13 protein-coding genes are annotated in these 12,093 nt (G+C 51.6%); 5 read left to right on the top strand and 8 right to left on the bottom strand.

The features are described 5' to 3' along the window. Positions 1 to 129 precede the first annotated feature (129 nt). On the top strand, positions 130 to 540 hold the full coding sequence (mscL, locus tag EYR25_RS08910) for a large-conductance mechanosensitive channel protein MscL (protein ID WP_023268854.1): 411 nt from the start codon (positions 130 to 132) through the stop codon (positions 538 to 540). Positions 541 to 621: 81 nt separating this feature from the next. Here mscL and EYR25_RS08905 read toward each other — a convergent pair whose 3' ends face one another. The 7 genes from EYR25_RS08905 to EYR25_RS08875 form a co-directional block, all read right to left on the bottom strand. After that, complete coding sequence (locus EYR25_RS08905; RefSeq protein ID WP_133179459.1) at positions 622 to 945, bottom strand: antibiotic biosynthesis monooxygenase family protein; 324 nt, start codon at positions 943 to 945, stop codon at positions 622 to 624. Positions 946 to 1,074: 129 nt separating this feature from the next. Then, complete coding sequence (locus tag EYR25_RS08900) at positions 1,075 to 4,287, bottom strand: efflux RND transporter permease subunit (protein WP_133179457.1); 3,213 nt, start codon at positions 4,285 to 4,287, stop codon at positions 1,075 to 1,077. A gap of 77 nt (positions 4,288 to 4,364) precedes the next feature. Further along, entirely contained in the window at positions 4,365 to 5,645 is a 1,281-nt protein-coding gene (locus EYR25_RS08895) for an efflux RND transporter periplasmic adaptor subunit (RefSeq protein WP_133179455.1), read from the bottom strand. A gap of 15 nt (positions 5,646 to 5,660) precedes the next feature. Beyond that, entirely contained in the window at positions 5,661 to 7,031 is a 1,371-nt protein-coding gene (locus EYR25_RS08890; protein ID WP_133179453.1) for a TolC family protein, read from the bottom strand. 208 nt (positions 7,032 to 7,239) lie between these two features. Further along, positions 7,240 to 7,689, bottom strand: coding sequence for a hypothetical protein (locus EYR25_RS08885; protein ID WP_165953558.1), 450 nt, complete (start codon positions 7,687 to 7,689; stop codon positions 7,240 to 7,242). A 164-nt stretch (positions 7,690 to 7,853) separates the two neighbouring features. Further along, complete coding sequence (locus EYR25_RS08880; RefSeq protein WP_133179449.1) at positions 7,854 to 8,057, bottom strand: DUF3012 domain-containing protein; 204 nt, start codon at positions 8,055 to 8,057, stop codon at positions 7,854 to 7,856. Between the two features lie 36 nt (positions 8,058 to 8,093). Continuing rightward, a complete protein-coding gene (locus EYR25_RS08875; RefSeq protein WP_023268861.1) occupies positions 8,094 to 8,459 on the bottom strand; it encodes a SpoIIAA family protein in 366 nt (121 codons plus the stop codon). A 148-nt stretch (positions 8,460 to 8,607) separates the two neighbouring features. On the opposite strand from EYR25_RS08875, the gene arfB reads away from it, so the two are divergent. The 4 genes from arfB to EYR25_RS08855 all read left to right on the top strand — a co-directional run bounded on the left by arfB (position 8,608) and on the right by EYR25_RS08855 (position 10,752). Next, entirely contained in the window at positions 8,608 to 9,021 is a 414-nt protein-coding gene (arfB, locus tag EYR25_RS08870; protein WP_133179447.1) for an alternative ribosome rescue aminoacyl-tRNA hydrolase ArfB, read from the top strand. A 101-nt stretch (positions 9,022 to 9,122) separates the two neighbouring features. Next, a complete protein-coding gene (gene aroQ / locus EYR25_RS08865) occupies positions 9,123 to 9,557 on the top strand; it encodes a type II 3-dehydroquinate dehydratase (RefSeq protein ID WP_133179445.1) in 435 nt (144 codons plus the stop codon). A 34-nt stretch (positions 9,558 to 9,591) separates the two neighbouring features. Then, positions 9,592 to 10,047, top strand: a complete 456-nt coding sequence (gene accB / locus EYR25_RS08860; RefSeq protein WP_133179443.1) for an acetyl-CoA carboxylase biotin carboxyl carrier protein — start codon at positions 9,592 to 9,594, stop codon at positions 10,045 to 10,047. 27 nt (positions 10,048 to 10,074) lie between these two features. Next, complete coding sequence (locus EYR25_RS08855; RefSeq protein ID WP_133179441.1) at positions 10,075 to 10,752, top strand: SDR family NAD(P)-dependent oxidoreductase; 678 nt, start codon at positions 10,075 to 10,077, stop codon at positions 10,750 to 10,752. A gap of 60 nt (positions 10,753 to 10,812) precedes the next feature. Here EYR25_RS08855 and EYR25_RS08850 read toward each other — a convergent pair whose 3' ends face one another. After that, positions 10,813 to 12,030 carry an MFS transporter gene (locus tag EYR25_RS08850; protein WP_133179439.1) on the bottom strand — a complete coding sequence of 406 codons (1,218 nt, stop codon included), beginning with the start codon at positions 12,028 to 12,030 and terminating at the stop codon, positions 10,813 to 10,815. Positions 12,031 to 12,093 lie beyond the last annotated feature (63 nt).

Below are 12,093 nucleotides of genomic sequence, written 5' to 3'. Positions count from 1 at the left end.
AGAATTGCCTTAATCCTTAAGCCCCTATAAGCTTGGCAAGGTAACAGGCAGCAAAAGACCCTTAGGTTTTCCTGATACAGTTAACACAATAAAATTTAACATTTCATTTTTAATTTAGGAGGAAACCTTATGAGCTTAATTAAAGAGTTCAAGGCTTTTGCGTCCCGTGGCAATGTGATCGATATGGCGGTGGGTATTATTATCGGTGCCGCTTTTGGCAAGATAGTCTCATCCTTTGTGGCCGATATCATTATGCCGCCAATTGGGATCATCTTAGGTGGCGTGAATTTCAGCGATCTGAGCGTTGTGTTGCTCGCAGCCCAGGGCGATGCGCCAGCGGTGGTGATTGCTTACGGTAAATTCATTCAAACTATTATCGACTTTACCATTATCGCCTTCGCGATTTTTATGGGCTTAAAAGCCATTAATAGCCTAAAACGCAAACAGGAAGAAGCGCCTAAAGCCCCACCAGCACCAACCAAAGATCAAGAATTACTATCAGAGATCCGCGATCTGCTTAAAGCACAGCAAGAAAAATAAGCTAATGCCATTTTTATCTGATTGATTGCAATAAAAAACCCATCGACTGCGATGGGTTTTGTTTTGGATTATGCGCTTAGGTTATTCAGCTGCATCAATTAAGGTTTCACTATAGTCTTGCACCACTTCGGCAACGCGGATGCGATAAGCGTTAAACAAGCAAGGCATAATCCCAGTCTGCTCAGCAATGCTATGGGCCATTTGATTGCGCCATTGGGTGATAGAGGCCATATCTTCCCAAAACGATAGACTTAGCACCTTGCCATCGTCGGTTAAGCTCTGAAACCGTTCGATCGAAATTAATCCCTTGCGGCCTTCTAAATATTGGCGCATTTCAGCGGCTACGTGCAGATATTCTTCCTTTCCTTCTTTCGTGGGAACGACTTCAAAAATGACTGCGATCATACTCTCTCCAGAGATACTTATCCTTAATACCAGCGCTAAGCCTAGCCTATATCGCACACTATAGCTCGCTGATTTTTAAACTTTAACGTTAAGCCTTGGCACAAAATCGCGCCAAGGCTTAACGGCCAACTAGTCAGGCAATTTATCGTGACGATATAACCAGCGATATAAGGTCGGTAATACTAATAGGGTCAGCGCAGTAGAGCTAAACAGCCCGCCGATAATCACCACCGCCAGCGGTTTTTGGATTTCACTGCCCACACCCGATGACACTAAAATGGGGATCAAACCCAAGGCTGAGGTCAAGGCCGTCATCAGTACTGGACGTAATCGTCCCACCGTGCCTTCATAAACCGAGTCATACAGCGACTCACCGCTCTGCCTGCGCTGGTTAATCGAATCCACTAACACCACACCATTGAGCACAGCCACCCCAAACAGCGTGATAAAACCGATGGAGCTCGGCACCGACAGATAAGTGCCGCTGACAAACAGCGCCACGATACCGCCAATTAATGCCAGAGGAACGTTCGCCATGATCAACAAAACCTGCTTCACCGCGCCAAAGGAGAAGTACAACAGCAAGGCAATCAAGGCGATAGAGACTGGCACCACCAACATCAGCTTTTGCTGTGCTCTTTGCTGGTTCTCATACTGACCGCCGACAATCACAGTATATCCCGCGGGCAAATCGGCCTGAGGCACCAACGCATAGATATCTTTGACCACAGATCCCATATCCCGACCCGCCACGTTGGCTTGCACCACCACACGGCGCTGCACATCGTCACGGCGAATATTCGGCGGCGCCATTTCTACCTCAACGCTGGCGACTTCACCTAAACGCACTGTGGCGCCATTACTACCGCTAAGGAGTAAATCCTTAATCACATCCGGGCTGCTGCGATACTCGGCAGCGAGGCGCAAATTAATGTCGTATCTGGCATTACCGTCGATCACCTGTCCAGCACTCGCGCCACCGATCCCTTGGCTCACCAGCGACATCACTTGGTCGACGCTGATACCATAGCGGGCAAGCTGTGAACGATCTGGCCGCACCACCAGCTGCGCCTCACCACTCACCTGTTCGAGGGACACATCCACAGCACCGGGGATTTTCGCCACCAGATCGGTGAGCACTTGGCCTTTTTCAGACAACACGGCTAAATCAGGACCAAAAAGCTTAATCGCCAACTGTGCCTTTACCCCAGAGAGCAGCTCATCGACTCGCGTCGCAATCGGTTGTGAGAAGGTAAACAGCAGTCCGGGGAAGACGCTAAGCTTTTCCTCCATCAGCCGTTGCAGCTCCAAACGCGAGCTAGCCGATTGCCATTCTTCGATGGGTTTAAGGCCGATATAGACTTCGATATTGCTGACGGGCTCTGGATCGCCGCCTAATTCGGGCGCACCGATACGGCTCAAGGCATATTCCACCTCGGGAAATTCCAGCAGCATGGCCTCAAGCTTTGGCGCCACATCTAAGGAAGTGCCAAGGCTCGCAGTCGGTGCCAGCGTCACCCTAAGGTTAATCGTTCCTTCCTCTAGTTCGGGCACAAACTCGGTACCCAGCCTTGGCAACAATACGATACTCATTGCAAACATCAGCAGCGCGCTGATCATCACCAACTTTGGCCTAGCAAGGGTTGCACTCAGCAGCTTGCGATAGGCCGAGTCCAAAGGGGCTAAGACGACGCTCTCCTTCAGCACAACGCCACGATTAAACAGATAAACCGCCAGTGCCGGTACGGCAATCAAGGCCACCAGTAAAGCGGAAATCATCGCCAAAATAATGCTGACGGCCATCGGCTGAAACAGCTTGCCTTCTACACCTTCCAAGGCAAATAGCGGCGCAAACACCACAATGATGATGGCGGTCGCGAAGAAGATCGGACTGCACACTTCTTTCGCCGCCAGCATAATGCGCACGGCCATGCTGTTATCCGCTTCAACGGCGCGGATACTACCATCCTCATCGCCATGGTATGGGTCGGCTTCGCCATCGGCGCGCGCCCTCGCCTCAGCTAAATGACGGCGATCTGGCTGAGTTAAATGTTTGAAAATATTCTCAACCATCACCACAGAACCATCGACCAACATCCCAATGGCCACCGCTAACCCACCGAGGGACATCAAGTTGGCAGACAGGCCATAGTAGGACATCACCATCAGCGCCAAACCAATGGATACGGGAATAGACAACAGCACCAACAGGGTGGCACGGATATTCACGAGGAACAGCGCCAAGATCACCACGATAAACACAAAGGCCATTAATAGCGCATCGCGCACTGTGGTAACGGCCTTATCCACTAAGTCCGCTTGGTCGTAAAATACCTCGAAGGACACGCCCTTGGGTAGCGCCTGCTCAATCAGATTAATCCGCGCATCGATATCATCAATCGTCGCCTTAGTGTTGGCGCCCATGCGCTTAAGCACCACGCCCGCCACTACTTCCCCCAAGTTTTGCGCCTGACCGGCCTCATCGCGGCGCGTCATAGTCACGGCTCCTACACGGATCTCACTGTCAAAATCGACCTTAGCAATATCGCCTACTCGCACAGGCGTGCCACGCACTTCTGTCAGCGGGATTTGGGCGATCGCGGCAAGCCCTGCTTCACCCGCGGGTAACATGCCATAACCCCGCACCACCAATTGCTCTTGGCCTTGGTCCATAAACCAGCCACCAGCATTGCGGTTATTGCTCTCAAGCGCCTCGCTCACCTGCGCCATCGACAAACCATAGGCTCGTAACTTGTTAGGGTCGACCTGCACTTGATACTGGCGCACCTCGCCGCCAAAGGATAAAACATCGGTCACGCCGCCCACGGGCATCATGATCAGTTTGACGAGGTAATCGTTAAGGCTTCGCAGCTCGGCGGCATTAATACCCGAGCTAGGGTCAGCCCGCAGAATATACTGATAAATCTGCCCTAAACCTGAAGTGTTAGGGCCAATTTCTGGCACACCCACTCCGCTTGGGATCATCTCCCGCGCCGCCTGTAACTGCTCAAACACTTGCTGACGGGCAAAGTAAATATCCGTGCCCTCGGCAAATACCACTGTGACGATCGACAAGCCAGTACGGGATAATGAGCGCACCTCAGTCACCGCCGGCAAGGCATACATGGCCGATTCGACCGGATAACTGATGAGCTTTTCCACCTCCTCGGCGGCCAAGCCCTCGGCCGCCGTATTGATAGTCACCTGTACGTTGGTGACATCGGGAAAGGCATCCAGATTCAGTTTGGGCAACATGGCCACACTGGTGGCCACCACAGCAAGCAGTGCCAGCACTACTAATAGCCGATTTTTAATCGCGGCTTCGATTGCTTTTTGCAACATAAAAATTCCTCGCGCATTCGCCCTAAGCCTTTAAAAAGGCGTAAAAAGAGGGCTTGAGAAGGTTCGACTAAGCGGCATTAGTGGGCATGAATATCAAAGCCAGCTTTAGCCTGCTCCGACGCTAAGAAAAATGCGCCTCCCACTACCACTTTTAGTTGTGCCTGCCGTGCCTTATCCAACTTGTCGCCGCGCACTAGGCTTAAGCCACGCTGACGCTGCACCAGCTCCACCTCAATGGCTTCAAAACCATCTTCGTCTTGAATAAAGATCTGCCAATCACCATCCCCACTGCGGGTAAGCGCCGCATCGGGCAAGACGATTCCAGAAGATAAGCCTGATGATAAGTCGCTCCCCTTAGGCGCATCGGCAAAATACAGCTCGGCAAATTGCCCCGCGTGCAGCACATGCTCTGGGTTTGGCATGCTGACTAAAATCTGCTCGGTGCGGGTTACGCTATCCAGCTCATGGGAACGGCCGATAATCTTGCCCGCCAGCGTTTTATCCCCCACTTGCACCAACGCCGGGCCACCGACATTCACATTAGCCGCCTGTGCTGGGGTTAATTGCGCTTCCACCCAAAGGTGCGATTCATCGGTCAATTGCATTAATGGCGTACCAGCGGTAAACACTTGACCTAGCATGGCGATATCCTGCTGCACTCGGCCATCGATAGGTGCCAACAGTTGATAACTTCCGATAGCTTCAGGGGTCGACTCTAAAGTACGAATTTGTTCAGGGGTCATTTTGATCGCCTCTAAAATCGCTCGCTTCAGTTCGGCATCAACCTGCGCCTGCATTCTGCGGCTCACGCTCACCGCGCCCTCACTCATCCGGCGCACTCGGCTCCACTCTGCGGCGGCATTGATATATTCCGCCTGCGCCTTGGCAACTTCTGCGCCGCCTAAGGTCAGTAAGGGCTCACCTTTTTTCACCTCTTGACCGGGCACCACATGGCGCGCCTGCACCCGCACATCCAGCTGCGGTGCTAAGGTCGCGGTTCTATCACGGTCAACCACTAGAGTGGCGGTCGCCATAGTATCGAGGTTGAGATTGCTAAAACTTAAGCTATCGCTGCTCAAGGGCAACAGGCGCACGCCTGCCAGCTCCAACTGCGCAGGCGTAAAAGTAAGTGCCTGCTCACCATGGTCATCTTCAGTCGCTAAAGCGCTTTTTTCTGCCTTATTGGTGACCTTTTCAGCTCCGTGATCATGGCCTTCACCCGCGAAGCTCGGCGTCAGGGTTAAGGAGGACAGCATCAAGGCCAACACTAAACGGGAAGGAGTAAATAAAGACCTTAAGCCCACAGCAGACACTGTGCCCAAAGTTTGGAAAGACGATTTTTGAGTAAATGAATTCATAGTATTACCTCACGATTACTTTGCTGGCACGGCATGTGTGGAAGAAATGGGCCTTGATTTGCCGACGGATGCGTCGGCTAAGGTGTCAATCATGGGCAGCAGCTGACCGCTGTCCCCCATCCAAGTTAACCAACTCTGATAAATTGCCGTTTCGAGGTTTAAACCGACCAAATAACTGGCCGCGAGCTGACGTCGACTCTGCAAATACTCGCTGGTACTCACATCACCCGAACGCCACTGCTCACTTAAGGATTTAGCGGCTTTACTCCCCGAGGCAGCGACTCGCTCGCGCCAATCTTGGTAGCGCGCCAGTAAACGGGGTAAGGCATTGGTAAATTGTGCCTGTTTGGCCGTAAGCACTCGCTCACGGGCTAAGTAGTTCTGCTCCGCGATTGCTATACCCTTGTCGGCAACCGCCTGTAACTCACTGTAGTTATTCCGCACCTGCAAAGGGATGGCCACGCCGACGCCAAACTTGTTGTCATCGCCTTCCTTTTCAACACCGAGGTTGATGGTGGGATCGGCCGCCGTGTCCGCCTTAACCTTCATGGCATTGGCCTTGGCCAACAACACCTGTTGATGGGCACTGGTCAATGCGGGTAAATCCACTTTCGGGTTCATTTGCGTCACCCATTGACCAATCTCGGGGATAAACTCCCTAAATCCCAGCTTATCGACGCCGAGTAATTCGATGACTTTGCCATCGGCCACTAACGCCGCTTGCTCGGCCAGCGCATAGTCGGCGGTGTTACTCGCCAGTTCGAGCTTTAGCAGTTGCAACTCAACATCGGATAAATCCCCCGCCGCAAAGCGCTGCTCGGCAATATTGAGCTGTGCCTGTGTAAACCTTAATTGCTGCTCGGCAAAGGTCAGCGCCTTATTGCTCTGCGCTTGCTCGGCCAGCGCCAATAGCCGCTCGGCCAGCATCTGACTGCGCTCTAGCTGTATATCCGCTAACAGGATTTGTGCCTCGAGCTGGGCAAGGCGGGTCGCTACGCCGCGCTTATCGCCCCAATCTAGGGTTTGACTCAGCCCTAGGCTGTAGGTATCTGTGTCGGCGTTTTGATAATTGAGTCCAAGATCAGGGTTATAGATGGCGCGATCCGCCGCCGCAATGGCGAGCTCAGCCTGTTGCTGCCGAGCAATTTGCGCCTGCACTTCGGGTAACTGATTAATTTTCTTGAGTAACTCTGGCATCCACTGCTTGAGGGAAGCTTGAGTTTCTTCGGTTAATAGCTCGCCTTGCGCTAATAAAGTGCCTTCAGTATTTAACTCGTTCACTTCAAGGCCTGAGGTTGCTGCAACAGCAGAGTGAACCTGTCCGCCAACGAGCACGAGTGTGCTAAATAGGCCAAACAAGGTCTGGGCGATAATGGTTTTCTTCATCGCAATTCCTAACAATATCTAAATAGGACTGGCCCCACGCAAGAGACGTGTGGATACCAATCGAATGCTCCCCAAAAGCGTAAAATGTCGAATAAACTCAAAGCGCTAGCGCGAGCCATGGCCGTTTAGACCAGTTATCGATGCGTTGGGGATAAATTAAGGGCTTATGGCTGCGCACAATAACGAAGCGATAAGCAGATATGGAAGGTTAAGCGATGGGAGGGCGGTACTTAGGTAATTGATCAGGTGGGAAATAGGCTAAATCCGTTGGTACATAAGCCGATTCAAACGCGATAGACGTTTGGCTCTCGGTATGGGATAACAGGGCCACATGACCGCCGTGACATTGGCAATCGAGGCAAAGGTCAAAATCTTGAATTTCAGTGGTTTGCACTAAGTGTGAATGGCCACTCACGCTCGCCGTTGCTATACCCGACTTAAGTGCCGTTTCGCCAAACGCCTCGGCACTGAATCCGAGTGTCTGCTCGTTGGGACACACACAATCCACACATTGGGCCAAGGTGGTCACAGGAGCACTAAATTGGAGATGGGGATGATTTTCGGCTTCTTCGGCGCCATTGCCCGCATGTAACTGATGGGCACCCAAATTCGCGCCCGCAAATTGCAGCACGATAATGGCTATCAGTAGGGTCACCATTCGGCTAAAGAATGGCTTGGCGGTCGAAATCAAATATCACCTTTGGACGATTCAGTAGGTTGTTAAGTAATAGCTTGTGCAAACTTCAGACAGGGATTTTAAGCATAAGTTCACAGCTTGCAACTAAAAATAAGCCAAGCTGTGACACTATTCGCTTGAAAAACTTACTTAAACACGCAGTGTTTGGCGTAATCGGCCGCTTCGTTAGCCGTCCAATCACCTTTAGGTTTTTCCTTCATTTGCTTACACCAAGCATCACTACCTACCTCTGGCGCACAGGCACTTAAGCCTGCGGTAAAGGCCAACACTAGGGCGATAGCGCCTAATTTTGCGGTCGGTTTGGTAGTCATAGTTTTCAACAAAAACATAGTTAATTCCCTATAAGTTATACCCACCATGGGCCATTAAAAAGTTGAACGTTTAGCGATCCACGCAATGGCTTTGGCTTTCTGCTCCAAGGGGAACCAAGCGACTTCGCCCTGCATAAAGGGGCCGAGTAAGCGCACAGCATTACCCACCCAATCTGGGCCGCCAACAAATACTAAAGCTTCAAAATTAGGGAGTTGGACTTCACCACTGCCCGTTAGCGACTCAAATTCCCAACCTTCGAGTAAGACATCCGCCTCGATATACAGGCAAACTTGTCCCCAATCCTTGCGGTAACTCTTAATGGCCGGCTGTAAGCGGGTACGATAATCGGTTGAAGAGAGTCGACCACTGGCGAAAAGACTGATAACACCCTTAGCAATATCGGGGATTTGGCATAACATAAAGGCACTCCGAAACGAGAACACTATTTTGCAACGGGCAGCCACGCTTGCCCTGCAAGAATGCGCCCGATGATAACAAATCTATTGAAAAGCCATAAGCAGTTATTGCTCGCTTCTCAAAGCAATTGGACAAACCACTAAGTCTGCCATGATAAAAATCTCAAACCGTGTGGAACTTCCGGAAAATGAAATCGAGTGGCAATTTATCCGCTCCAGCGGCGCTGGCGGGCAGAATGTCAATAAAGTCTCCACCGCCGCCCAATTGATTTTTGATATCAGAAACTCGTCATTACCCGAGTTTTATCAGCAGCGCCTGCTGCAAAAAGCCGATCATCGCATCACCGCCAGCGGCAAAATCATCATCAAATGTCAGGCGAGCCGCAGCCAAGAGGCGAATCGGCAAACCGCCTTGGAGCAATTTATCGCTCTAGTTGCCAGCGTGGCCGAAGTGCCCAAAAAACGTATACCGACACGTGCAACCAAAAGCAGCCAAACCAAACGCTTAGACACCAAAAAACAACGTGGCGCCACTAAGGCCATGCGACAAATTAAGTTTGATTAGCCCCGCCGACAACGCGGTGACATTCATAATGCAAAATCCGCCCGAACAGGTTAAGTTAATGGCATTCAACCCGTTAAGGCATGTCGTAAAAGGAAAGCGTAATGAATCATAAAGTTCTGCTCATCAATGGCCCCAATTTGAATCTCCTTGGCCGCCGTGAGCCCAGTGTTTACGGTCATCAAACCTTAGCCGATATCGTTGCCCTGTTAACTGAACAAGCACAGGCGGCAGGCGTACAACTTGAGCATATTCAATCGAATGCCGAATTTGAGCTGATCAACGCTATCCATGCCACCGATGCGCAGATGATTATTATCAATCCCGCTGCCTTTACCCACACCAGTGTGGCCCTGCGTGACGCACTACTTGGGGTGGATATTCCCTTCTTTGAAGTGCATTTATCCAATGTTCATGCCCGCGAGCCCTTCCGTCACCATTCCTATTTGTCCGATAAGGCCATTGGGGTGATTTGTGGTTTCGGCGCCCAAGGCTATGAGTTTGCCCTCGCGGCGGCGATTAAAAGATTAAAAGCATAAACGCGATAAGCGTGAGCTCTGGGAGCCACAAGCCATGGCCGTTGACCTTCGAAAGATCAAAAAACTGATTGAATTAGTGCAGGAATCTGGGATTGCAGAGCTGGCGATTACCGAAGGGGAAGAGTCTATTCGCATCACCCGCTACAGCCCGCATACCTCAAGCACACATGAGAGCGCGCACAATCCTGCCCCCTCTCCCGCACTGACGCCAAAGCCTGCCAAAACCCGTGACGCACTGCCCATGATTGAAGGTTTTGTGCAGCTATCGCCCATGGTGGGCACCTTCCATACCTCACAAGGCCAAACCGAGGCGCCGCTAGTGCGTGTGGGTCAACGGGTAGCGCGCGGCGATAAACTTTGCATTATCGAAGCCATGCGAATGCAAAATCCCATCGAAGCCGAGCGTGACGGTATAGTCGGCGCTATTTGGGTGAAAGACGGAGACGATGTCGCCTTCGACCAGCCGCTGTTCACTCTGATCGAAACCTAGACTTCGAAATAGAATTTAGAGGTAAAGATGATACTGATTACTGGCGCAAGCAGTGGCTTAGGCGCGGCATTAGCGGCCCTGTATGCCAAGGATAACCAAGCACTTACACTGACGGGGCGCGATGCCAATCGCCTGCATACCGTGGCCAATGCCCTCAGCCCATTTTCGACCCAAAGCATCAGCGCCATCAGTGCCGATTTAGCGGACGATGCGAGTGTCGAAGCGTTATTCGATGGACTCACTGATGCCCCCAACACGGTTATTCACTGCGCTGGCAGTGGTTACTTTGGCGCGCTGGAAACCCAAGGCACGAGTGAAATCCAAGCGCTGCTGAATAACAATGTCACTTCAACCATTCTGTTGGTACGTGAATTAGTGAAACGCTATAAACAGCAAGCAGTTAAGGTCGTGATCGTGATGTCCACCGCCGCCCTCGCCGCCAAAGCGGGTGAATCGACCTACTGCGCCGCCAAGTGGGCGGTGCGTGGCTTTATCGAATCGGTGCGTTTGGAGCTCAAGCAAAGTCCGATGAAGTTGATTGCGGTTTATCCCGGCGGTATGGATACTGGCTTTTGGCCGAGCAGTGGTAAGAGTCTAGATACCTCAAGCTTTATGTCCGCCGATGAGGCCGCTGGTATGCTAAAACAAACGCTGCTTGCCACTGAGCATGGTTATATCGCCGATATCACCATACAAAGAGGTTAAAAAAGTTAAGAAATTAACCGATAGGCGGTGCAGATATGGATATGCGCCGCCATGGTCAGCTTAATCAATGCAGTTTGCAGTACAAAGATTATCAGCGCGACGGCTCTCCCTATGGGTTAACCACCACATAACTAAACCGCCGAGGGACAACAGCGCTGCGGCATAGCCAGTCGCGGCGATGCCTTGGCCAGATAAGATCACTAAGCTGCCCACCCAAGGGCCAATCGCATTGGCAAGGTTAAAGGCACATTGTACTAAAGCGCCGGTCATGGCCTGTCCATCGGGGGCCACATCCATTAATCGCGCCTGTACTATGGTTGCCAAACCAATCCCCGAACCCACAAAGAATACTATCGGCATTAATGCCCAGTAAGATCCCGTCAAACTCGGATACAGCGCCAACACTAAGGTACTTAACACCAACGACCAAAATGCCGCCGCCAGCGCCGACTTATCCGCCGCCCAGCCACAGACTAAAGTGCCTAAGGTGGCGCCAATCCCAAAGACCGCCATCATCACCGGGATTTTAAAAGGCTCGACTAGGGTGACTTGGATCAGTGTTTCGGCCAGATAGGTATACACACAGAAAATCCCACCAAAACCGATAGCCGCAATGCCGAGCGTGAGCCAAACTTCGCGGTTCTTCAGGGTTTGCAGCTCTTTTTTCGGACTGGCATTTTGCGGTACGGCGACATTCGGCGCGAGAAAATACAGCATCACGGCAGTAACGGCGGCAATAATCGCCACTATACCGATACCAGAGCGCCAACCGACGGTTTGCCCCATCCAAGTCGCAAAGGGCACGCCAACGATAGTCGCTAAGGTTAAGCCGATAATCACCCGAGAAACCGCTCGAGCCTTCATTTCGGGAGGCACTAAGGATGCCGCCAGTAACATAGCGACACCAAAATATGCACCATGGGGCAAGCCACTTAAAAAGCGGAAAAAGACTAACCAATTCAAGCTGGGCGCCAAGGCACTTAAACCATTGGCAACCGCCATCATGGCGGCCAAGGCGATTAACAGTGTGCGCCGCTTAATCCTCACTCCCAGCACCATAATGATGGGCGATCCCACCACCACCCCAAGGGCATAGGCGCTGATGGCATAACTCACATGGGCAACATCGACACTTAAATCACTGGCGATATAAGGCACTAAGGTCATGGCGGCAAATTCTGTGGTGCCAAGGGCAAAAGTGCCTAATGCCAAGGCTAACAACACCCAAAGCGCGCTGCTTTGAGCTGGGGGTTGAGCGTTGGGTTGAACTGCTTGCAAACGATTTCTCCGCGATTCTGTAAAACGACAACTGGCTAAGAAAAAAACAGGAGCCCACTTGGG

The sequence above is a fragment of the Shewanella decolorationis genome (assembly GCF_004354305.1).
Taxonomy (GTDB): Bacteria; Pseudomonadota; Gammaproteobacteria; order Enterobacterales; family Shewanellaceae; genus Shewanella; species Shewanella decolorationis.
This window is presented reverse-complemented; position numbering and strand designations above follow the sequence as displayed.